The sequence below is a fragment of the Gammaproteobacteria bacterium genome (assembly GCA_041395725.1).
Taxonomy (GTDB): domain Bacteria; phylum Pseudomonadota; class Gammaproteobacteria; order Pseudomonadales; family Pseudohongiellaceae; genus NORP240.
The window spans coordinates 3,418,691-3,442,124 of record JAWKZW010000001.1 but is presented as its reverse complement, the minus strand read 5'-3'; the positions used below and the strand labels follow the sequence as shown (position 1 = coordinate 3,442,124).

Genomic DNA, 23,434 nt, shown 5'->3' with positions numbered 1-23,434 from the left:
GATTTTTTCCTTTTATTAATCAGAATGTTAAAAAGATTTCGCGACGCAACGCCGGCCGGATTGCCCGTTGTCCTCCTGATTCAGCGGAGTGAATCAGCATAACGACACCAGTTACTGGCTGACCGGCAGGAGCCCGGACGTACCTGTGTACAGGCCTGTATTGGCTGCCATCAAGCCTGCATCAGCTTCGGTCGGGCCTGTTTCAGTCTGGGGTCAGGCCTGTTTCAAGTGAGGTCAGGCCTGTTCTGGCGGCGGTTTGACTTGCTCGGCGTAGGTCGATAATTCTGCGAGAATATCCTCATCCTGCGGGCTCTTGCAAAGACCCGCCGCTTCTTTCATCGACCGGGCAAAGTCCTGCCAGCGGGCTGCATCGAGGCGTGAACGGCGAAAACCCTCCCACCGTTGACGCTCCTGCGCACTCAGCGAGTCGGGAAAATTTCTGGCGCGGTAACGAAAAAGCATTTCCGACAGCCTGCGGTCACGAAACGGAAGATTGAGCATTGCGAGCTGTTCTGGCGTGCTTTCTCGAACTACCGCCATGAGCTTACGATCCCCCGCGCTGAAAAAACCCCCGCTGTAAATCATGAAATCCGGGTCCAGTTCCAGTTCGCTCCGCTCCGGCTCAAGGACTTCCCGGAGTCTTGCCGACAGGTCCTTCTGCTCGACCAGGCGTTGCCAGTGACGCTGACAAGCCTCCAGATCGATCTGATAGTGCGCCGCTTTTGCATCGCTTAGAATAGTACGCGGCGCGACAATGGGGCATCGGTTGATGTGCAGGGTTTTCAGGGGAATGCGGCTGACTCCTGCCGGCAGATCTTCCTTGCGGGTAAAAAGACGTTGCCGGATTTCCCCGGCGCTGGCAGACAACCAGCTCTCAGGAGCTTCCCGCAAGTCATAGACGATGACACCGTTTTTATCGACGGGATGTCGACAGAGCGGCATTACCAGGGCAAGACAGCCCTGACTGGCCGGATACATGGCTGACACATGCACAACCGGTTTTTTCTGGAACAAGTCCAGCTGTTGTTCTACATTCTTCTTGTAACGTAGCTGATAAACATAGTCATAGAGTTTCGGCTGGCTCTGTCGCACCAATCGCGCCATCTCGATCGTAGCGAATACATCAGCCCGCGCATCATGGGCATCAGCATGAGAAATCCCGTTGGCGGCAGTTAATTCTTCCAGGCGAAAGCTGGGCTGACCGTCCACACCGGTCGGCCAGTTGATGCCGTCCGGACGGACCGCAGCACACAGCCTGAGCATGTCAATAATATCCCAGCGGGTATTGCCGTCCTTCCACTCCCGCTCGTACGGGTCGTAGAAATTCCGGTACAGCAGCTGACGAGTCAACTCATCGTCAAAGCGAATGCTGTTGTAACCGGCGACACAGGTTTGCGGGGTAGAAAATTCGGCGTGAATACGAGCAATAAATTCCGCTTCGCTGAGGCCTTTTTCGCTGGCCTCCTGAGGCGTGATGCCGGTAATCAGGCATGCCTGTGGTGCGGGGAGAAAATCATCGGCTGGCCGGCAGTAAAGCACCAGGGGATCGCCAAGGATGTTCAGTTTCTCATCGGTGCGGATTCCAGCGAACTGGGCAGCACGGTCCCGACGGGGATCAACGCCAAAGGTTTCGAAGTCATACCAGTAAATAGTTCTGAGAGTCACTTAGCAGCCAATGGGTGGATTCAGATAATGAGGCCGACTTGCCCGGGATGAAACTCTAGCACGAGCCGGTTGCAAGTTCTAACGCCCGGCTAATTGTAGTAGTATCCGCAGGTCTCCCGTATTCCTCGCCGGCACCAAGGCTGCGGCCGTGAGCGAACCCGGGAAACAGGACCCAGACCGTTACACTTACACCAGGCAAACAGCATCATGGACTTTCCCGGCTCTCATATTCTCAGCGTCAAACAGTTCGCCCGGGAGGATGTAGAGAGGGTGTTCGAAGTGGCCGACAGCATGCGCCCCTATGCCAAAAGGGAGCGCGTGACCAAAGTGCTGGACGGCGCCATTCTCGGCAACATGTTCTTCGAGCCCAGCACGCGGACCCGGGTCAGCTTCGGTTGCGCTTTCAACCTGCTCGGCGGTCACGTCAGGGAGACCACTGACGTCAAGGCATCTTCCATTACCAAAGGTGAATCGCTGTATGACACAGCCCGGGTTCTCAGCGGCTACAGTGATGTTATTGTCATGCGCCACCCGCAGGCAGGTTCCGTGGAGGAATTCGCTCGAGCGAGCCGGGTCCCGGTTATCAACGGCGGCGATGGTCCGAACGAACATCCCAGTCAGGCCTTGCTGGATCTTTACACCATCAAGAAAGAGCTGGCCAGCCAGGATCGCGATATTGCCGGCATGAAGATCGCCATGGTGGGCGACCTCAAGCATGGTCGCACGGTGCACTCCCTGTCTCAATTGCTGCATCTCTACGAAGGCGTGGAGATCACCTTGATTTCCCCTCAGGAACTGCGGATGCCTGAGGGCATCGTGGCCTCACTGAACGCTCGCGGTCACCGGGTTGTGGAAACCGACAATATGGAGAACGGGTTGGCCGGGAACGACATAGTTTACCTGACCCGCATTCAGGAAGAGCGTTTTACAAATCGGATGGAAGCTGACATTTACCGGGGACGATTCCGGCTCAATCAGGCGGTATACACCCGTTATTGCCAGCCGAAAACTGTCATCATGCATCCCCTGCCGAGGGACTCCCGGGCTGAAGCCAACGAACTGGACAACGACCTGAACCAGAACCCCGGCCTGGCCATCTTCCGTCAGACAGACAATGGCGTGCTGATACGCATGGCGTTATTTGCCCTGATATTAGATGTGGATCACAAAATTGACGATACCTCCACCGATGTGGGCTGGTATACTGACCGAAGATTCAAATTTGTATAGCTAAAACAACCGGTTATGCCAGGGTCATAAGCTATGGGTTTCAAAGAACTGCTAAAACTGCTGATTGAGAGAGAGGGGTCGGACCTGTTTCTGACCACCAATGCACCACCTACCATCAAGGCTCACGGCAAGCTGGTCCCCGTGACGGACAAGCGCCTGCCGCCCGGTGCAGCCAAGAAGATCGCCTACCAGATTATGAGTGAAGACCAGATCAGGGAATTTGAAAAAAGTCCCGAAATGAATCTGGCAATCCAGGAAAAAGACGTCGGGCGATTCCGTGTAAACATTTTCCAGCAGCGCGGCGAAATCGGCATCGTTGCCCGTCACATTAAAACCGACATACCCAATCTTGATGAATTAGGCCTGCCGGTCATCCTCAAAGATCTGGTCATGTCCAAGCGCGGTATCATCCTGTTTGTCGGAGGTACCGGTTCTGGTAAATCAACTTCTCTCGCGGCGCTGGTTGATCACCGTAATGTAAACAGCGATGGTCATATCATAACCATCGAAGATCCGGTGGAATTCATTCACCATCATAAGAAGTCCATTATCAATCAGCGTGAGGTGGGCATGGATACCCACACTTACGAAGACGCCTTGAAGAACACATTACGCCAGGCGCCCGATGTCATTCTGATCGGCGAGATTCGCAGTCGCGAAACCATGGAGCACGCCATAGCGTTTGCCGAGACCGGTCACCTGTGCCTTTCCACCCTGCACGCCAACAATGCCAACCAGGCTTTAGACCGGATCATCAACTTCTTCCCGGAAGACCGACACAAACAGTTGTTGCTGGACTTATCCCTGAACCTGCGATCTTTCATCTCTCAGCGTCTGGTGCCAACGCCAGAAGGTAAACGTACCGCGGCGGTGGAAATCATGATCGGAACACCAAGGATCTGCGATCTCATCAAGCAGGGCAAGATTACAGAACTGAAGGAAGTCATGGAGAAATCCGAGCAACAGGGCATGAAGACTTTCGACGGTGCCCTTTATGAACTGTATAAAACCGGTAGAATCAGCTACGAAGAAGCCCTGAAGAATGCTGATTCCAAGAATAATCTTCGCCTGCGAATCCAGCTTTCCGAAGACCGTAAACCCGATGAAGATACCGTCTACGATGAAGAAGACGACAGCGGCATTCTGTCCCTTGTTTCCAAGGAAGAGCGACGTTTCTAAGCGCGGCACAGATTCCGCCTTGGCAATAAACAGGGGTTTTTCCCTTGCTCGAGAGTGAAGTCTTTCAACAACTCGATGGCCTCGCCATTGCCGAGGGAATTCGTCGTCGTCAATTCAGCGCCACTGAGGTTATGGACTGTGCGTTGCAACTGGCCGAGGCACTTAACCCCCAGCTGAATGCCATCACCTGGCAGACCTTTGAGCAGGCCCGGGAGCAGGCCCTGGCACTGGATGCCGCTGGTCCGCAAGTGGACCAGCCCTTCTGCGGCGTCCCCTTCCTTGTTAAAGACAACAGCGCGGTCAGAGGATTGCCTCAGACCTCTCACAGCCGGCTTTTCGAGGGCGAGGTCGCCACCCATGATGCGCCGATCGTGAGCGCGTTCAGCAAAGCCGGCCTGCTGTCGCTGGGCAAGGCCAATACCCCGGAACTGTGCCTTACTATCACGACGGAGTCGGCATTCGCCGGGCCCTGCCACAACCCCTGGAATCTCAATCATTCCGCCGGCGGCTCCAGCGGCGGCTCCTGTGCCGCGGTCGCGGCGCGCATCGTACCGCTAGCTCACGGCAGCGATGGCGGCGGCTCCATCCGTATCCCCGCGTCCTGTTGCGGGCTGGTAGGACACAAACCCAGTCGTGGCCTGACTCCCTCCGAACCGGATCTTGCCGGCACCTGGAGCGGAATGAGCGTCGGTCACGTGGTCACTCGAAGTGTCCGGGACAGCGCCGCCATGCTGGATGCCATCCGCCTGCAGAAGCCCGCGCTGTACCCCCTGCCGGAGGTCCCGCAGTCGTTTTTGTCGGCACTGAAAGAATTCAGGCCGCTGACTATCGCGATTCAGCGCCAGCACCCGCTGGATGCGGAAATCCACCCGGAGGTCAACAGGGCCCTGGAAAAAACTGTGGAAGTCCTGCGCCAATTCGGTCACGACGTGCGGGATGCAGCCCCACCGGTCGATTATGGCCAGCTCAGTGACCTTACCGGCAGGATCATCAATCTGCACGTGGCCCAGGCGATTCTGCCCCAATTGCAGAAATGCGGCGAAACACTGGAAACCCCCTTATTGGAGGAAGCCACGCGTCGCATGGCGAAACGGGGCGGTGCGCTGAGTGCGATTGAGTATGCTGAAGCATTGGATGGAATCCACCGTCTGGAGCGGTCAATGGAATACTTCCACCGGCGTTACGACGTTCTTGTGTCCCCGGTGCTGACTCAACCCCCCGCACCGCTGGGATGGTTGGACATGAACAGTGACGACATGAAGACTTATGTACAACGCTTTGGCAGCTACAGTGGCTTCTGCTCTCTGTTCAATGCCACCGGACAACCGAGCCTATCGGTCCCCGTCTACCAGAGTGATGCGGGATTACCGGTGGGTATTCTGCTGTCGGCAGGCTGGGGCGCCGACGCAACGCTGCTGCAACTGGCCTACAGCATGGAAAACGAAATTCAATGGGAGCAGCGACGGCCACCGGTGGCGTTGAGTCAGGGCAGCAAGACAGCCTGAGAAAGAGAATACCGCTGCACTTCTACAGAATTCAGGTCAGCACCGCGGTTTCGGGTGACGTTGGGCAACCCTCATCCGCTCTACCCGCAGTCTGATTCACTGCCGGTCAGACCTGAAGCAGCCTTTCTCAGCGCGCGAATTCCGCATCGAGCTCTTCGCGCCGGGCTCCTGCCAGTATCGCGGGCAGGGAATAATTGCCCTCATGGCAGGCATATTCATAGATTCTTTCGCCTGCCGCCTTCCTTCTCAGGGTCATTTCTACCGTAAACGGCTGTTCATAAATTTGCGGATCGTTGACCGTGTATTGGTACAGAATTTCATTTGCTCCAAGCAGTGTAAAACGTTCACTGACCTTGAAGTCCGCTGAAGAGCGAATGAACGGATGTGAGGCCTGAGGATGAAAATTTTCACTTTCAACCACCAGCACATCGCCTTCCCACGTCCCCACGGAATTACCCGACCACTGGACCAAGGATGCAGGGAAAGGCTCCCCTTCGATTCTGATGATCCGGGCATCGTGAACCATTTCCCTGGCGATCACCACATAGTCCCGGTTCTGAATAATCTGAAAATTAGCGTTATAGGTCCAGGCAATCATGGGCGGCAGCTGGCCACCAACAAAGAAACAGCGTTCCCAGGGATTCCTGATTTCCGGACCATCAAAGGCTCCTGCGCCGGCAGCCAACCATTGCCCATAGACATCCCCTGACTGCCCACCTGGACGATACGGCAACTGACCATTGGGCGGATCTACTACCAGGGAAGTGCGGTATTCACCATGAACCTGCATGAGGTCGATTCTGGTGTTGGCGAAGTTTTCATCCGCCTGAAAACGAATGATTTCACCCGCCTCGGGAGCCTGTCGGTTTTCCTCCAGCGGCGCGGCTTTGTCCTGATCACGGACCAGTGCCTGCCGCTCCTGTTCTCTTGCTTCCTGGCTGGTGAAAAACCGTTTGTTCCCGAATCCGGTCGGTCGCTGCAAAGGTGTCTGGCTGGCATTGGTCCAGATTCCCTGTAAATCAGGAAACCCATACTCGGTGCGGGGAATCCCGACGGGCTGGGGCAGCGCCAAACCGGGGAACAACCACAGACTGAGAAAAAGCGGAGTAAAACGGGCAAACATTGAAAACTCTCCCTAGTGCTTGTGACCAGGTACCACCTGCCGGTGACACTCTGAGGCTGACCGTAGAACAAACAACTCCAAAACTGACCTTTTAACCGGCCTTGCCACGTCTCACGGCAGTGACCTCTGCCATGACAGATATAGCGATTTCAGCTGGTGTCTTACTGCCAATCTGAAATCCGATAGGCGCATGCAAACGGTTTATCTCATCCTCGCTCAGACCAAGCTCCGGCAGCCTTTCACGGCGTTTCGCAGATGTTCTATCAGACCCCATGGCGCCCACATAAAACGCCTCGGTTTTCAGCGCTTCCATTAACGCCATATCGTCTACCCGGGGGTCATGGGCCAGTGCAATGATGCCACTGTAGGGATTACTGAACTGTTCGCGCACAACATCATCCGGTAGACGCGAAGTGGTCGTGACGCCATTCACCTGCCAGTTCTCCAGATACTTCGGCCTCGGGTCGCAGAGGGTTACATCATATTCCAGCGCCAGGGCAAGTTCGGCCACATAGCGGGCCACATCACCAGCGCCCAACAACAGCAACCTGTAGTGGGGGCTCAGACTGTGGATCAGTCTGTCACCTTCGACGATCACCGCTTCTTTGCTGGACTCGTCAGCAAAATGAATGTCACCTGACGCCAAATCTACAATGCGGCTTATCTGGCGGTGCTGTGCCAGGGCATTGCTGATATGGTTGAATACTGCGATCGCTTCAGGCTCCGGGTCAAAATACTCAAGCAGGACGTGCAGCTGTCCACCACAGGGCAGCTTCAGCCGCGCCTGCTCTTCGGCCGTGATTCCATACTTGACGACAAAAGGACGACCCTCTTCAGTGAAGCGCGATTTAAGACTGCCGTCACGCAACTGTTCCAGAAAGTCCTCTTCGATGCAGCCGCCGGAAATGGAACCTACCAGTTCACCGTCCAGCGTACAGGCCATCATCGACCCCACAGGTCGCGGCGAAGATCCCCAGGTTTTCAGAATCGTACATAACCAGACGGATTTTCCACCATTAAGCCACTCGGCCACCCTGGAAATAATGTTCTGTTGACTGCTCAGCATAACTGATATTGCCTACTCACCGATTCGCACCTCATACCATCTTGCTCTTCCAGCTACCCCGCCGAAAGAAAAAGACGCCTAATATACCAGCGAGTACGTCGGAAACAAACACTGCCCAGAAGACCCCCACCGGCCCCAGACCACTGCCCAGGGCCAGAACGTAGGCCAGCGGCACCTGAACTATCCAGAAGCTGAAGAAATTAATCCAGGTCGGTGTCATGGTGTCACCGGCCCCGTTAAACGCCTGCACCGACGTGCCACTGATACCGAAGAAGACCAGCCCGTAACTGAAAATCTGCAGGCAGGCCACGCCATAATCCAACACCTCCGGATCGGTGCTGAACAAACCGATTAACTGCTCATCGAATACCAGGGCGATCAGCGCCGTACCGAGCATGTAATAGCTTACGTACTGCATTACCTTCCAGACCGTCGCTTCAGCACGCTCAGGCAGCCTGGCTCCGAGGTTCTGGCCCACCAGGGTTGCGGTGGCATTGCTGAGGCCGAAAGCTGGCAGAATAATAAATAACACTATTCGCACCGCAATGGTGTATCCCGCCACCGCCGAACCACCGAACTCGGAAACGATCCGCATCAGGAAAACCCAGCTGGCCGTAGCAATCAACATCTGAGCCACTCCACCGAACGAGATCCGCAATATTGCCAGCAACACTTTACTCTGGAGGGCCGCATAGTCCCGTACCAGGCGAATCCGGTTGTCGGCGGAGAACAGGTAATACACGCCGTACAGCACGCCACAACCGCGCCCGATATTGGTAGCGACTGCTGCACCGGTGACTCCCAGCTCAGGAAACGGACCGACACCATAAATCAGGCAGGGGTCCAGCAGAATATTGATCCCATTTGCCAGTACCAGAGTCCGCATGGCCAGACTGGCATCTCCTGCGCCGCGAAATATTGCGTTGATGAGAAACAGGAAGAAAATCGTGAAAGAGCTGCCAAGCATAATGGTGGTGTAGCTCCGCCCGGTTTCGACTACACCCGGCTCCGCCCCCATAAGGCGCAGGATATCTTCACCGAACAGGATGCCAGTGAGACCAACCAGCACTGAAATAAGCGCTGCCAGCCACAAGGCCTGAGCCGCTGTGATGGAAGCGGCCTCGCGGTTCTTTTCGCCCATTCGGCGCGCCACCAGGGCGGTCGTGCCCATGGACAGCCCCATGGCGATAGCATACAGCAGGGTAATGACTGCTTCGGTAAGGCCTACGGTGGCTACGGCCTCGGTGCCGACGCCAGACACAAAGAATATATCCACAACGGCGAAGATTGACTCCATCGCCATTTCGATAATCATTGGGACCGCCAGCAGGAAAGTAGCCCGGGCGATCGAGCCCTGGGTGAAATCAATCGCTGAGTTTCCCACGACAGCCTGCTTCAGAAGAGCCCAGCCCTTTTCTTGTTGATTTTCCGACATGATAAATTCCAGACAGGTGGATTCCAGACAACGAGGCCGTGACGTCGCTGACCGTTTGGATACGTTAGGGAGGCTTTGCGGATAAACGTCTGCTCTATTCTATTAAGCAGGCCGACCGGACAGTATGCCGGTGGCCGAAACAGCAGGGTAAAGCCTCAGGGCTATGAGTGGGAAAATTTCATTGGAGCGTGCTCCTGTCTTGAAAGGACGCCGGATTATATAGTGTTGACCTGGAGCTGTCGTGAAAAAATCCCGTTTCAAGTGATCCCGATCACTCGACCACCGGCTCAACGGGGATTCAGTACGCGTTGCGCCTGCTGATACGTTTCATCATTACGGTAAATCTGCTCCTGCAAACGCTCCAGCGGTGCATTGCCGCTGCCGGAATAGACTTCAATCCCCTGCGAGAGCTGTTCCTGCAGGTATTCCGCAGCAGCGGAGTCGAGCCCGATGCCCGCCAGATTTTCCTGCAGTTGCTGCCTGTTCCCGGCAATTGTCCCCATGGCTGTGCGTGAGCGATCGGGCTCGGCGGAAACATTGAATGACAGATTCAGCCGGCCCGGAAGCTCAGCCTGTGCCGAAAAAATCTCCGCCCCGGGGCAATCCAGGAGTTCATTCTGGGCCTGCAAAGGCGTGCAGGCGCGCATACTCCGGTCTGCCTGCCTGGCCTGTGCGAAATCACGCACTGACTGCTGAATTGTCGTTAGCGCAGGCAACCAAGGTGACACCGCCGGCGTTCTGGGTATCCGACTGGATTCTGTATTTTGTGGCACGTCAGGAACCTGTCTATCAGATTCCACTACTGCCGGTTCTGCGACAATTTTCATTCCTTCTCCGGTCTCTGCGGAGAGCCCGGCAAGCTGACCCGGAGATCGGTAATTGGGATCCTCTGCCACCGCTTCCTGAGGGATCTCCTGCATAGAACCCGGCTCCGCGATCAAAGTCTCGGGGACAACCGGCACAGCGGATCGACGGTTGACAAGGCTTATGCTCAACATGTCGATTGCCGGGCTGACGACCGACCGCTGGGATTGTTCCCCAAGCCAGACCAGGGCGGCCACCAGCAGTCCGTGCAGGAGGACACTGATGCAGGTTGCCAGCCGCAGGTGTGTTCGTTGTGGCAACAGTGGCTCCAGAGTTCTCTCGTTGTCAGCCCAGTCCACTTCAGCCCAGTCCACTACGGTTGTTGACCCCTGCATTGAATAAGAAAACGTTGATGAAGTTCCGCAACCTCAGGCATGTCGGTGGTTGGACCGCAGGCCAGACGCAAGGTTCCTGCCTCGCTCAGCGGGGTTCGAGCAGAAACAGATGCCTGGGTGGAAACCCGGTCAGAATCCTGAACCCCAGACCCAGCCTGTGTTGGCCATCAATCCGGGCATAGTCCATGCCGTGCAGCTGTATCGCCCTGTATGGGACGGATTCACCATCCACGGTCACCTCAACCAGAGGATTGTTCAACATCCTTCTGTACCAGGCCCGGGGCCAGTGATTGACCGCTACATAGAGTCGCGTTCCACTTTCCAGCTTTGCCACAACACGGTCGTACCCGGCACCATCTGCGCCGAACGTGGTAACGACCATGGTGGCTCCTGCCTGAGGCTGAAAATACCCCAACAGGGACTCAAAGAGTACCACCACCCCTACATAGACAAGCAGAGAAATAGAAATAATTTTTATTTTTTTCATTAGGTTAGGGGGTATAACTATTGTATTGCCAGAGGTTTTTAAGATCAGGCAATCCACCTGCTAAGTTACCCCCAAAACTCATGAGTCAGGAAGCACCCCCTCGCCTGATGGTTTTCAGGTTGGTTGTTCGGCGCACCAGTCCCGCCGCTGCCGCCCAGGAACCGGATGCTGCCAGTGCCGGGCCTGCCTCGACGTCGATGCGATTAGCACCGTAGCGCCGACGCAGATCCTGTATATCCTGGAAGCCATCAATCTCATCTTCGAGACAGAGTGACAACTGAACCAGGTTCAATGGTTTCGCTTGCTCCTGTACAGACCGGCAGTAGGGCATCGCAATGACGCGGTAAAAATCCTGGTTCGAGTATCGGCCGTTGTCTGCCTGAATTCTGGCCAGAGCCTGCTGTTGCTCCCGCAGACAAGCCGCATACAAACGCTGGTCTGTGTCATCGCCACTCAGCCAGGAGGCGCGGCAGAATTGCTGAATGTCTGTACCATTAAATACACCCGGTGCACTTGACTGCGCCAAGGACAGGACAGGCACTGCCAGACTGAGTAAAAAACTGCCAATAAGAAGATTTTTCATTACGTTATGCTCCTTTTCTGCGGCCCTTTCTTATCCGTTAAAAAGATCCACCCTGCGACTTCTAACTCGCTATTTCATTCCCGCTATACTCATTACGCACTGATCAGGTGTTGATTGCACGACCTGCCTGTCATCCTATACGCCAGAATGACATTGGTAAACCTCCCAGTGTTAAGCAAGCGGCACCGCCCCACTTAAAGTCAACCGCCAGTCTTCAGCCCCCCAGAGGACACTGAAAGGGCTCAGCCCAGACGGCCCATCCCTGCCCTCGGTATTTAAAAACAGTGTAATTCCCGGCCCGGCAGGCGGTCAGCACACTAAGAACAGACCGAGCTGACCGGCGAATTCTGACACCGTCTGCAGAAATCCCGGTATCATCGCAACATCAGTAATCACGACGATCAGCCACCATGCATGAACGCCCTGCTCTGCTCACTCTTTCACTGGCGGTGGCCATCCTGTTTTACGCGCTGGTGGTCTTTTTCAGCCAGAATATTCCGCAACAGGATGACTACGACAGTATTCTGTACTACCTGCTGAATTCCTCTACCGTATTGAACAGTGCTCTATTCGACGTCCATGTCAGCCACCGTCTGGCTCTCACCCGCCTGCTGGCTGAAGCTACTACGCTGCTCGGTCACGGCGTGGATTTCCGTCTGTTGGTATACAGCGGCTCCCTGTGCCTGCTCGGTGTTGTTTTCCTTTTATTCCGAACAATCAGGCAACGCGAGGACCGCGCGCTTCTGCTGGCACTGATCTGCCTCAGCGCCTTCTCACTGTATCACTGGTCCAACATGGCCTGGGCAACTGCAGCAGTCCAGAACTATGCTTCGCTCTTTGCAGCCTTGGCGTGTTTTTATCTGTTTAATCAAAAAACCCTCGCTACCACGACATCAGCTGTATTGCTTGGATTAGCCGTACCTTATATCAGCAGTAACGGGCTGCTTGTACTTCCAATCCTGCTGTGCTGGTCAGCCTGGTCCTCGGGGCATCTGTCGGCGGCGACAAAAACCAGCCTGGTTCTTGTATCGTCCAACCTGTTCAGTTTCTGCCTGTATTTTCTATTACTGCCGACCGACACGGGCAAAGCCTTCGATCCATTGCCGATCAACGCAGAGCTTCCCGCGCTGATACGTCTGGTCAGAGCCTACCTGGTCATCTGTGCAGGTTACTTGCATTTTGAGCCGCTGGCCCTCTTTGCCGGAACTTTCATCAATGGCTACTTCCTGTTGCTGGTTCGAAGGCGTTACTACACCCGAAATCCGGTTGTGTTCTTTTTCTTCTCCTACCTGATGCTTTCAATGCTGCTGATTGCCCTGTTCCGGCAGGATCTGGGTATCAGGCAGCTGATCGCGTCCCGATACCAGGTATACACCCAGCTGATCAATGCACTGATTGCTATTTCCTTTCTGGAACTGGGCCTGGATCGCTGGCTACTCTGGCAAGGCTTCCGTAAAATGCTGCTGGCATTTTTCTGCTCGATTTACCTGGCCTCGTTTTATTACCTGGGGAATCTGAACAGCGAAAAAAACAGGCTTGAATCCGGCATCGCCGACTGGCGCAACAGCGGTTCGGCGTCGCTTTATCACCCGGACCCTCGCAGAGCTTCCGAACTGCTGAGCAGGTCCATCGATGCCGCTGTTTATCAGCTTCCGGCCGATATCAGTCAATAGCCTCCAGGCTCGCTGCCATACCGGTACGGTGCTTTAGCGCTCGCATAACCAAGGGAATCACACGGGAACCTTTATCGGGTTCTTTGATCAGACTATGACCAACTCAACAAGGCCCACTGTCATCCTATACCTGGTGTCCGCAGGGGCTGCTCTTCTGATGCTGGCGAAAATTTTTCTGGCCAGCAGGCTGGACCTTTACAGTGATGAAGTCTTTTATTGGCTGGCATCCGAGCACCTGGCACCTGCATACAGCGACCTGCCCTTTATGACGTCTCTGCTGGTAAAGCTGGGCTCCAGCCTGGATCCCGGCAGTACGCTGGCAGCCAGATCCCTGTTTATCCTTATTGGCAGCTGCCTGCCTGTGCTGGTCTACTGGCTGGCAAACCCGATAGTCGGCAAGTCAGAGGCCCTGATGTCTGCCCTGCTTTCTCTGTGTATTCCGCTGGGGGGCTTCCTCGGGCTACTGGCAGTACCTGATGTCCCTTTATTATTTTTCGGAATTCTAAGCATCGGACTGTTTGAGCGTTCACTACGCACTAACCGTCTCTGCTACTGGCTTGCCGCGGGTCTGGTGGCAGCCATGGGGCTGGCGACTCACTACCGATTCCTGCTCTACCCTGCTGCGGCTGTTCTGTTCCTGGTTTACTGCAAGTCGGAGCACAGGCAGTTTCGCAATCCTTTTTTCTGGGCAGCGACAGGTCTGGCGGCGTTGGGGTTGATCCCGGTCATCTGGTTCAATCTTTCGCACCAGCTGGCCAGTGCCAGTTTTTACCTGGTCGAAAGACACCCCTGGACGTTCCAGGCCTCGGGATTGTTACACAGCCTGAAACAGGCAGTCCTGGTAACACCCCCCTTATACCTGTTGCTCGGGTTTACTCTGTGGCGGATGCTGCTGAAGGCCCGGGGAGGAGACCAAAGGGCCGGCCTGCTGGCCAGCTTTGCACTGGTCAATCTGCTGGTCTACCTGATTCTGGCGCCCTGGACAGACTCCTCAAGCACATCCATTCACTGGCCGCTGTCCGGTTACTTTCCGCTGCTGGTGTACGCCCCTGCGACACTGCGTTCAACAGGTCAATGGACGGCCGCCAAGTGGAATACAGGTGCCGCCAGGATCATAACGCCTGGCATCCCGGCTCTGGGCTTCTGTGGCTCCGTGTTGGCTTTGCTGGCAATCGGATCCCAGGCCTTTCAGATACCACTGCAGGCACTGCTGGGAACCGGGGTGTTGTCGAACAAAATGGCTGGCTGGCGGGAGTTCACAGCTCACACAGCCACGGTAATTGAATCAGGCTACCCTGAGGAGCTTCCGGTATTGGTAACGGACAACTATTACACCGCAGCTCAACTGCGTTTTGCCGGGACGGGCGCGCCGGTATTCACAACGGATTCTGACAAGTCGGTACGGGATGGTCGACGCCTGCAACTGACACTGTGGGGAATGGACGCAACCGCGCTGACCGGGTTCAGGAATCGACCGGCGCTCTTCATCACCGAAGACAGCACATTATCGGTAGTGGACAAAGAGGCGGCCATCGGGGCGATGTGCCGGCAGGTGGCAGATCTTTCCTTCCTGTCAAACCTGCGGCTGTTTAACGGGGAAAAACAGTTCAGTTACTACCAGGCCAGCCGACTCAGCGGTGTCGGGGATCAGTCCGCCGACTCATCGCATTCGTGCCCCTATCCCGCCAGGGCCTGGTTGGAACCTCCCGTAGCCAACGCGTCGCTCAGTGGAACGACACACATGGAAGGCTGGGCTTACCAGGAAGACATTGGAATCCAATCCGTAAGCCTGCTGCTCAACGACGAAGAGATTGCATCTGTTGACTACGGAATCAGCCGGCCGGACGTCGTTGACGTCATGGCTGTGGAGAGTGACCCCAATGCACCTGACCTGGGATTCAGCTATGAACTTGATACCCGCCCCTACCCGAATGGTCGCTACCGGCTTGCCCTGAAGCTGACCGACAATCGGGGCGTAACGACGATTTATGGAGAGCGCCCGGTATTTATAGTCAACTGATCGGCCAGGCGATACCCATAATTTGCAATAGCATGATCAGCCAGGTAACGCGGCATCTGTGAGGAGAGTGTTCTCAACCTATCAATCACGACAGAAAGCGCCCGGTACTTCTTTAAGGAGTCTCTGGTTAATTCAGGAATGTATGTCAACTGGCGCTTTTGAATTTCTGCATCACTGAGCGAGACCGATATTTCACCGTGCTGATCAATATAGATGGCGTTGTCCGGATGAGTGTAGACGACCGGCCCAACCGTTAGCGGTATCCCGGTAACGACATCGCAACCATTCACAATCCTGTACAGGGGCAGATCGGCAAGCTGTTTGGCGAAACCGGCATTACCAATTCTTGGGCAACCAAAACTGTAACAGGCACAAACATCGATGCCCGAGCGAAGGAATTCAGCCGTAGTCAGAGTCGCCAGCGCTGCTCCAAGACTATGCCCGGCAATCATCAGTCGGCCATTGAACAGCCCCTGGTCATGCAGCTGCGCGGCAATGCTCTGGTACCCCTGTAAAAAACCACTGTGAACTCTGACGTCCCCTGGGAAGGGCTGTTGGTTGGCCTGCAGGTTCAGCTTCCAATCCAATGTCTCATTGGAGCCGCGGAATACCAGTAATGTCAGGCTCTCATTACCTACTGCCTGCTTTCGGCTGCGGGTAAAAACTACCGCCCGACTGGAAGTGGCAGCATCAGCTGCGATAGTCCGAATTTGAAAATCGATTCTGGCCAGTGCGGCAGTCACTACTGCATCGACCTCACCTGCCAGTCGCAGCTGGTCGTCCATGCGGTAAACCAACCGGCAAAATTCAGTCAGCCACCAGGCATCGACAGAGGAGTAGACGGCAGGGTCCGGCTGCCAGGGAAACTTCGGTGTCCACTGAAAATAATCCACCGCTGCCCCAGGACTAAATAATGCATCAAAAGATCTGTCGTAGCGGTTCATGCTTCACCTGGCGAAATCGCCACTGCGGCAGTGGCCGGCCAGACCCCTCTTTACAACGGGCACTTACTCGGACAACCCGGGCAGACGGCTTCCCACCTATCTAACGGCATTGTGTCAGGTTTTTTGACATCCAGGTTAGTGGAAATCATGCATCCTGCTGTTTTTATTACTTATTTATAACGGGTACGAATTTTGCAGAAACCCTTGTGACTCATAGTAATCTTGCAGGGAGAGCAAAATACATGACAAGAGAACGAAGCATCGATCTGGCAATAATGTTTCTGAACCTGGTAGCTGTAGTGGTGCTGGTGGGGATACTCAGTGTAATGGTGAACACCGCCGAAGCGCGAGAGCCTGCCGATCAGACCATCACTGGCAGCGAATCCAATCTGTCAGACAGCGTTACGGCTTCTTTGTAGCCCGACGCCCGTCTGACTGTCCAGACGCACAGCTGCCTCGGGCCGGGAACAGCTCCTGGCGGTAGAAGTTTTGCCTGGCAACCAGGGAGCCCTGACGGCGCCAGGCTGATCGGCTCACACCCGGTTGGCGCCGGCAGTGGCTGGTGCGTGGCCCGGTGCCCATGATTGCCGACTCCGTCAGGCGCCGGCCGGGACGCACTGATCAACTGTCTCAGACCATTTCATTGAAGACGCCCGCCAAGTAACGCCTTCAATCCTGTTCGAAAAGAGTTGGAGCGATAGCCTCCTGCTCAAGCGCCAACAACTTCTGCTTGACGCCCAGCCCACCACCAAAACCTACCAGCCTCCCGCTCGCACCGATCACCCGGTGGCAGGGTATGATGATCGGGATCGGGTTTCTTCCATTGGCTGCCCCGACTGCCCGACTGGCACTGGGCTTTCCAATTTGTCGCGCAAGTTCGCCATAGCTCAGGGTTTCGCCATAGGGGATGGAAACCAGCGCGCCCCAGACCCGCAACTGAAATTCCGTGCCCTGCGGGGCAATTGGTATTGTAAAAACTCGACGCTGACCGGCGAAGTATTCCACCAGCTGCCCGCGAGCCGCGGCAAATATTTCGGGTTTGAAAACCCACCCCGGGTGATGGCGACGTGCCCCTTTGCCCGCTGGAAAGCCCAGCTCTACCAGATTAGCTCCGTCCCCCGCCAGCATCAGACTGCCAATGGGCGTTTCTATGTAATCGTAAAACAGTACCTGCATACTCATTTACCTCATAGCCGCACTCAGGCCGGTGCCTGGGGTTCCCTCGATTGTTGATAATTCCGCCACAACAACATTACCGCGTAAGCGCGCCAGGGGCGCCAGTATTCGGCTCTTTCCAGCAGTTGGCCGGGGGAAAGCGGTGAGGACCCGAGATGCAAGGCCCGACGCAGGATCAAATCCCCATGAGGAAAGGCGTCCGGGTCTCTCAAGGCGCGCAAGGCAACATAGTCAGCTGTCCATTGACCCACCCCCTTCAGCTGGCAGAAAAGACGCCTGAAATTCTCGCTATCCTGAGCGCAATCGAAACTTAACTGACCGTTGGCTACCGACCGGGCGAGCGACTGAATTGCTTCGATACGGCTGCCGGTAATACCAAGTCCCGACAAGTCAGCCCCTGCCAGCCGACGAGCGTCAGGAAACACCCGATAGATACCTCCCTCAGTCTGCTCAGCCGCGGTGGTGAATTTGTCGCCGGTCCGTTCCACAAGGCGCCGCATCAGCGTGGCTGCTGCTTTTACTGACACCTGCTGACCGACGATCGCCCGCACCGCGATTTCCAGTCCGTCCCAGCACCCTGGCACCCGCAGCCCCGGGTTTCTTGCAACAATCGGAGCCAGCTGCTGATCAGCACTCAACTCACTATCGATCCAGGCGCTGTCGGCTCTCAGGTCGAACATATTGCGAACACGCTCAACAATCTCCAGCAGTCGAGCGGAGTCGGGAAAAACCACAGTCAACGACGCAGACCTCCCCGGCAGGGAAAAAACCAGGGAAAAACAGCCAGCCATGTCATCAAGCACAAAAGAGCGCTGGTAACTCCTGTCGGTAATCTGTTCGACACCAGGGATTGCTCGCATGGCGAAGAAATCAAGCATCGCTTGCCAGTCGAAGGGCGGACGGTAATGCAGCTGGATCTCGATACCCGCAGTTGTTTGCTGCCTCCTGCGGGGTCGCTTCCGTAACCGGGTGGGAGACTCTCCATAGGTTGTTTTTATGACTTCGTTAAAGCGCCTGACACTGCCGAACCCGGCCGCAAAACACACCTCCGAGACAGGAAGTGTTGTCTCATCAAGCAGTTGTTTGGCAAACTGCAGCCGGTGTGTCTGTATGACGGCCTGCGGGGACGCCCCAAGGTGTTTCCTGAACAGTCTGCACAGCTGCCGTGTGCTGATCCCCAGTTTCTCGGCCAGTGCCGCACTGGCCCCCTCGTGCGACGATTCCCGTCCGATAATCTGCAAGGCCTTCGATACGGTGAACGACGACCCCAGCCAGGACGGGGTACCGGGAGACGTCTCCGGCCGACATCGCAGGCAGGGTCTGAATCCAGCCTCAGCGGCGGCAGCCGCAGATGGGAACAGAACCACATTTTCCCGCTTGGGGATTCTCACGGGGCATACGGGACGGCAGTAAATCCCGGTCGTGGTGACACCAACAAAAAAACGACCATCGAAGCGTGGATCGCGATTCTGACGCGCGAGTTCATAAACTTCGGCATCACTTAACACTGTTGCTCCTCCAGCCGGTTGCCCCCGACGCGCCGTTGATCTGCCCCTGTCCAGCAGGGCGACCTCAGTCTACAACAGTGGCAGGCGATTTTCTGGCCGTTTTCAGCCCCCATCATCAGGCTGAGGAGCCATGACGGCACCCTGGAAAGACTGCTGATGGCCAATTACAGGGAGTTTGTTGTATAGTGCGTACCGTCTCAAGTCGAGCCAGCTGTGCTGTACTGGCGCCACCGCCCAGGAAGCTGTATCTCAGGCTCGCGCTGAGCGGTTATCCATTGAACACTGTCCTGATCAGAACAAGCATTCCCCTATGAGCAACAAAGACCCCAGAAAATATTCTCACCTCGTAGTTGACGGCGTGGAACAGGCACCAAGCCGAGCCATGCTGCGAGCCGTTGGATTTACTGACGAGGACTTTAAAAAACCTCAGGTAGGCATTGCATCCACCTGGAGTATGGTCACTCCCTGCAACATGCATATTAATGAACTTGCAGAGAGCGTAAATGCCGCCGTGGACGCAGCCAAAGGGAAAGGGGTCATCTACAACACGATAACCATTTCCGATGGTATTTCCATGGGCACCGAAGGCATGAAGTACTCCCTGGTTTCCCGGGAAGTGATAGCCGACTCCATCGAGACTGTCTCGGGCTGCATGGGTCACGATGGAATCATCACTATTGGTGGCTGCGACAAGAACATGCCCGGTTGCGTAATGGGTATGGCCCGACTCAACCGCCCATCCATCTTTATTTATGGGGGCACCATTCAGCCCGGCAAAAATCATACCGACATCATTTCTGTCTTCGAGGCCGTGGGTGGTCATGCCAAAGGCACTGTCTCTGACATCGAACTGAAGGAGATCGAAGAAACAGCCATTCCCGGGCCGGGTTCATGTGGCGGCATGTATACCGCCAACACCATGGCCTCGGCCATCGAGGCACTGGGCATGAGTCTGCCCAACAGTTCCGCGCAGGACGCCATATCTCAGGAAAAACTGGACGACTGCCAGAGGGCGGGCGAAGCCATCATGTACCTGATCGAAAACGACATCAAACCATCCGACATTATGACCCGCCCGGCCTTTGAAAATGCCATCAAAGTGGTAATAGCCCTCGGTGGGTCCACCAACGCAGTACTGCACCTGTTGGCGATGGCGCATACCATCGGTGTTGAACTCAGCCTGGATGATTTCTCCCGGATCGGCAAGGCTACGCCGATGGTGGCCGACCTGCGCCCCAGTGGTAAATACCTGATGTCCGAACTGATCAAAATTGGTGGTATCCAGCCTCTGATGAAGACCATGTTGGATCGCGGCATGCTGGACGGCAGCTGCCTCACTGTGACCGGCAAAACACTCGCTGAGAATCTTGCCAACGTAGCGCCCTATCCAGCAGGCCAGGATATTATTTATCCGTTCGAGAAGCCGATTAAAAAAGACAGCCATCTGGTCATTCTCAAGGGCAACCTGGCCCCTGGCGGGGCAGTGGCCAAGATCACCGGCAAGGAAGGCCTGCAATTCACTGGAGCAGCGCGGGTGTTTCATTCGGAAGAGGAATGCCTTAAGGGAATACTCGATGGGACAGTTGTTGCTGGCGATGTCATCGTGATTCGCTATGAAGGCCCGAAAGGTGGGCCAGGTATGCGAGAAATGTTGAGCCCCACTTCAGCGATTATGGGCAAGGGGCTCGGACAGGAAATAGCGCTGATCACCGATGGACGTTTTTCGGGCGGCAGCCACGGCTTTGTAGTCGGCCATATCACGCCGGAAGCTATCGAAGGCGGCCCCATTGCCATCGTGGAGAATGGAGACCGCATCACTATCGATGCAGAACGCAATGAAGTCGCCCTGCATTTGAGTGACGAGGAAATTTCCGACCGGCTGGCTCAGTGGCAACGCCCGGAGCCCCGCTATACGCGGGGCGTTCTGGCGAAGTATGCAAAGACGGTGGTGCCCGCTTCAGAAGGTGCTGTAACTGATAAAAATCTATAGCGGATTGCGAGACCCAGGGGCCCTTCGATAATTACCGCGATGCTCTGCGGCAATTAATCAGAGGCCCCCTAATCCAACAATAATAAAAAAGGCGATCCAATGCCTGACTTCTTTACCGGCATGGCTAATTTGTTAGACGGCACCTTTCTCCAGGCGGGAGCCCTGTGGGCATTGAGCTCGATCCCCGGTTTCCCGCCGATTATCCAGACTGTGCATATCCTTGGCATTGCTGTTGTCATGGGATCGATAGTGCTGTTAAACCTCAGAATACTCGGCCTGGTTTTACCCTCCCAATCCGTTACCGAAATGACCAGCCGCGTCATGCCATGGCTGTGGTGGGCACTGGCCAGCAATTTTATCTCCGGTGCCTTCTTCGTTTTTGGCCGCCCCAATCGCTATTTCAATAACCCGGTGTTCGCCTGGAAACTGGGTTTGCTGCTTCCGGCTATCGCCCTGGCCTTGTATTTCTGTCTGATGCACAGAAAGTACGCCGGCTATTGGGAAGAACCTGGCAGAAAATGGATGGCCCGGGGCATTGCCCTGCTATCCCTTGGGTTGTGGATACTGGTTGTGTTCGCCGGACGCTGGATCGCCTACCTGGAGTACCTCCAATACCCGCTTTGGACTATCGAAGTTTTCGATGCCGGCCCCCAACAGTCCTGGCTGGTGGCACTGGAGAATTCATCCTTGTCTCAGATAATCGCCGCCACGAACTGGTTCCCCTTGCTGGAAACCATCCATGTTGTTGCCATAACCCTGGTACTGGGCTCGATACTCTGGGTTGATCTGCGTCTGCTGGGATTTGCCACCAGACGCTACCCGATCACCCTCCTGAGCAGGGAACTGCTTCCCTGGACCTGGGGCGCTTTTACGGTTGCCACCGTGACCGGACTGGGCATGTTTATCACCCGGGCTGCCTCGCACATGGTGAATCCGGCATTTCAGTGGAAGCTTTTTCTGTTGGCTCTGGCCGGCCTCAACATGGCGCTGTTTCACGGCAAGGTTTATCGCCAGCTGGGAGAGTGGAACAATGCTCCGAGGCCGCCCGGCAAAGTGCGATTTTTCGGCGCTTCGTCTCTGGCGATCTGGTCCGGCGTCATGCTGGCGGGTCGCTGGATCGGGCATATTGTTTAGAGCACCTGTGACTATGACTGCAAGGAGACCACTTTGGCACACCCTTGGCTTACCCACGCTTCTCTCATAACATTACTGATCAGCCTTGGTCAGACAGCCCTGGCTCAAACGCAACCGGTAGGCGAATCCCCCTCCAGCGCCAGGGCAGCGGACGGCCGATACATTCGCTGGCGAGAACATATCATCGATGATCCGCAACGAGCCGGATTTCTGCTCAGCGGCAGCGATGGCCTGGTCATGGCCGACCTGGACAAGGATGGCTATGAAGACATTGTCTCGGTACACGAGTTCGACTCCAGTTATGATTCCGCCAGTTATCAGCCTGGATTTGTCGCGCCCGCGGATGGCCATGTTCGAATAGCCTTCGGGTCCGCCGACCCGGACCAATGGTTCAATATCACCGTGGCAGAGGGCAGCGATGCCCCTGCTCCCGAAGACGCCGATATCGCCGACCTGAACGGTGACGGCTACCCGGACATCCTGGTCGCAGCGGAACTGTCCCATCTCATCTACCTGCAAAATCCGGGGGTGAATGCACGATCCGCGCCGTGGCCAAGGCTGATTCTGCCAATGACCAAGGGCCGCGGCTCCTACATCAGAGTCTTTCTCGCCGATTTTGATGGCGATGGCCGGCCTGAAGCCTCGGCCCCGAACAAGGGGGCCCAGATTCCGGGACCGGACGATTTTGCAGTTTCCAATCCCGTTTCCATTTTCAAGGTCAGCGGAGATCCACTGCTGGGCGAAAATTGGCAAGAGGTGATTCTGGGTTATTTCAGTGTTCCGCAGAACGCAGAACCAGTGGATCTCGATAGCGATGGCGACATCGACATCGTGGTAGGCAGTCGGGGCGAAGCACGACTGGTGTTCTTTGAAAATCTCGGCACTGGCGGGCTGGATTTTCGTGAACACGCCATCGGCATCAATGGCGGCAGCATGGCCGGCTTCAACCTCGAGTACGCGGACCTTAGCGGTGATGGAAAACTGGACATCATAGGCCGATCGCGACGCGATCTGGCCTGGATAGAACAACCCTCGCGTCCCGGTGATGCCTGGAATGCACATTTTATTGGCAGCTTTCAATCAGACACTGTGACCGGGCTGGAAGTGGCTGACATCGACAACGATGGCGACCTGGACATCATTGCAGGCAGCTACAGCGAGGGCGACAGAGAAAACGACAGCAGTATCGACGTGAACGGGGCGCTGGGTCGGTTGGGGTGGTTTGAAAATCCCGGCAATGCCCGCGGCGACTGGCGTCGCCACGACATCTCCAGACGTAAACGAGGCATGTTCGACAAGTTTATCGCCCGCGATGCAGACGGCGATGGCGACGTGGACTTTTTCGGCACCCGAGGCAACAGTGCACCCTATGACGGAGTCTTCTGGCTGGAACAGATTCGCACTCCCGAGGCGGCGCCGGTATTTATTCCCGCCAGGGCGGACGAAAGCCGGGAAATGCCCTTGCCACAGCAGTAATCCTTTCCTGCCTCAGAAAGACCCGATCACCAGGAATACAC

The 23,434-nt window shown here is 55.8% G+C and carries 19 protein-coding genes; 9 read left to right on the top strand and 10 right to left on the bottom strand.

Annotation, left to right across the window (positions count from 1 at the left end; all coding sequences use genetic code 11):
- Positions 1-234: 234 nt before the first annotated feature.
- Positions 235-1,665: an exodeoxyribonuclease I gene (gene sbcB, locus R3F50_15140; GenBank protein MEZ5491636.1), complete on the bottom strand. Its 1,431-nt coding sequence runs from the start codon at positions 1,663-1,665 to the stop codon at positions 235-237.
- A gap of 207 nt (positions 1,666-1,872) precedes the next feature.
- Here sbcB and R3F50_15135 point away from each other — a divergent pair, with 207 nt between their 5' ends.
- Genes R3F50_15135 through R3F50_15125 form a run of 3 tightly spaced genes read left to right on the top strand, consistent with a single transcriptional unit; the run spans position 1,873 to position 5,579 of the window.
- Positions 1,873-2,895, top strand: coding sequence for an aspartate carbamoyltransferase (locus R3F50_15135; protein ID MEZ5491635.1), 1,023 nt, complete (start codon positions 1,873-1,875; stop codon positions 2,893-2,895).
- A 33-nt stretch (positions 2,896-2,928) separates the two neighbouring features.
- A complete protein-coding gene (locus R3F50_15130; protein ID MEZ5491634.1) occupies positions 2,929-4,074 on the top strand; it encodes a PilT/PilU family type 4a pilus ATPase in 1,146 nt (381 codons plus the stop codon).
- Positions 4,075-4,118: 44 nt separating this feature from the next.
- A complete protein-coding gene (locus R3F50_15125; protein MEZ5491633.1) occupies positions 4,119-5,579 on the top strand; it encodes an amidase in 1,461 nt (486 codons plus the stop codon).
- A 127-nt stretch (positions 5,580-5,706) separates the two neighbouring features.
- Here R3F50_15125 and R3F50_15120 read toward each other — a convergent pair whose 3' ends face one another.
- From R3F50_15120 to R3F50_15095, 6 genes are all read right to left on the bottom strand, one after another.
- Positions 5,707-6,702: a hypothetical protein gene (locus tag R3F50_15120; GenBank protein ID MEZ5491632.1), complete on the bottom strand. Its 996-nt coding sequence runs from the start codon at positions 6,700-6,702 to the stop codon at positions 5,707-5,709.
- 91 nt (positions 6,703-6,793) lie between these two features.
- Positions 6,794-7,768 carry an XdhC family protein gene (locus tag R3F50_15115; GenBank protein MEZ5491631.1) on the bottom strand — a complete coding sequence of 325 codons (975 nt, stop codon included), beginning with the start codon at positions 7,766-7,768 and terminating at the stop codon, positions 6,794-6,796.
- 31 nt (positions 7,769-7,799) lie between these two features.
- On the bottom strand, positions 7,800-9,203 hold the full coding sequence (locus R3F50_15110; GenBank protein ID MEZ5491630.1) for an MATE family efflux transporter: 1,404 nt from the start codon (positions 9,201-9,203) through the stop codon (positions 7,800-7,802).
- Between the two features lie 287 nt (positions 9,204-9,490).
- Positions 9,491-10,402 (bottom strand): hypothetical protein, encoded by a 912-nt coding sequence (locus tag R3F50_15105; GenBank protein ID MEZ5491629.1) that lies wholly within the window; start codon positions 10,400-10,402, stop codon positions 9,491-9,493.
- Between the two features lie 85 nt (positions 10,403-10,487).
- Positions 10,488-10,889, bottom strand: a complete 402-nt coding sequence (locus tag R3F50_15100; protein ID MEZ5491628.1) for a hypothetical protein — start codon at positions 10,887-10,889, stop codon at positions 10,488-10,490.
- An 85-nt stretch (positions 10,890-10,974) separates the two neighbouring features.
- On the bottom strand, positions 10,975-11,472 hold the full coding sequence (locus R3F50_15095; protein ID MEZ5491627.1) for a hypothetical protein: 498 nt from the start codon (positions 11,470-11,472) through the stop codon (positions 10,975-10,977).
- Positions 11,473-11,882: 410 nt separating this feature from the next.
- Between R3F50_15095 and R3F50_15090 the strand changes: the two genes are divergently transcribed.
- Together R3F50_15090 and R3F50_15085 are read left to right on the top strand one after the other, a co-directional pair.
- A complete protein-coding gene (locus tag R3F50_15090) occupies positions 11,883-13,145 on the top strand; it encodes a hypothetical protein (protein MEZ5491626.1) in 1,263 nt (420 codons plus the stop codon).
- 157 nt (positions 13,146-13,302) lie between these two features.
- Positions 13,303-15,165 carry a glycosyltransferase family 39 protein gene (locus R3F50_15085; GenBank protein MEZ5491625.1) on the top strand — a complete coding sequence of 621 codons (1,863 nt, stop codon included), beginning with the start codon at positions 13,303-13,305 and terminating at the stop codon, positions 15,163-15,165.
- Here R3F50_15085 and R3F50_15080 read toward each other — a convergent pair.
- Positions 15,132-16,109 carry a lipase family protein gene (locus R3F50_15080; GenBank protein MEZ5491624.1) on the bottom strand — a complete coding sequence of 326 codons (978 nt, stop codon included), beginning with the start codon at positions 16,107-16,109 and terminating at the stop codon, positions 15,132-15,134. The genes R3F50_15085 and R3F50_15080 overlap by 34 nt on opposite strands.
- 242 nt (positions 16,110-16,351) lie before the next feature.
- Here R3F50_15080 and R3F50_15075 point away from each other — a divergent pair, with 242 nt between their 5' ends.
- Positions 16,352-16,528, top strand: coding sequence for a hypothetical protein (locus R3F50_15075; protein ID MEZ5491623.1), 177 nt, complete (start codon positions 16,352-16,354; stop codon positions 16,526-16,528).
- 250 nt (positions 16,529-16,778) lie between these two features.
- On the opposite strand, the gene R3F50_15070 is transcribed toward R3F50_15075, so the two are convergent.
- Both R3F50_15070 and R3F50_15065 read right to left on the bottom strand, forming a co-directional pair.
- Positions 16,779-17,285, bottom strand: coding sequence for a methylated-DNA--[protein]-cysteine S-methyltransferase (locus R3F50_15070; protein ID MEZ5491622.1), 507 nt, complete (start codon positions 17,283-17,285; stop codon positions 16,779-16,781).
- Positions 17,286-17,308: 23 nt separating this feature from the next.
- Positions 17,309-18,793, bottom strand: coding sequence for an AlkA N-terminal domain-containing protein (locus R3F50_15065; GenBank protein ID MEZ5491621.1), 1,485 nt, complete (start codon positions 18,791-18,793; stop codon positions 17,309-17,311).
- A 310-nt stretch (positions 18,794-19,103) separates the two neighbouring features.
- Between R3F50_15065 and ilvD the strand changes: the two genes are divergently transcribed.
- The 3 genes from ilvD (at position 19,104) to R3F50_15050 (ending at position 23,393) form a co-directional block, all read left to right on the top strand.
- Positions 19,104-20,783 carry a dihydroxy-acid dehydratase gene (gene ilvD, locus R3F50_15060; protein MEZ5491620.1) on the top strand — a complete coding sequence of 560 codons (1,680 nt, stop codon included), beginning with the start codon at positions 19,104-19,106 and terminating at the stop codon, positions 20,781-20,783.
- A gap of 99 nt (positions 20,784-20,882) precedes the next feature.
- Positions 20,883-21,917 carry a DUF6644 family protein gene (locus R3F50_15055; GenBank protein MEZ5491619.1) on the top strand — a complete coding sequence of 345 codons (1,035 nt, stop codon included), beginning with the start codon at positions 20,883-20,885 and terminating at the stop codon, positions 21,915-21,917.
- Between the two features lie 33 nt (positions 21,918-21,950).
- Complete coding sequence (locus R3F50_15050; GenBank protein ID MEZ5491618.1) at positions 21,951-23,393, top strand: VCBS repeat-containing protein; 1,443 nt, start codon at positions 21,951-21,953, stop codon at positions 23,391-23,393.
- Positions 23,394-23,434: the final 41 nt, after the last annotated feature.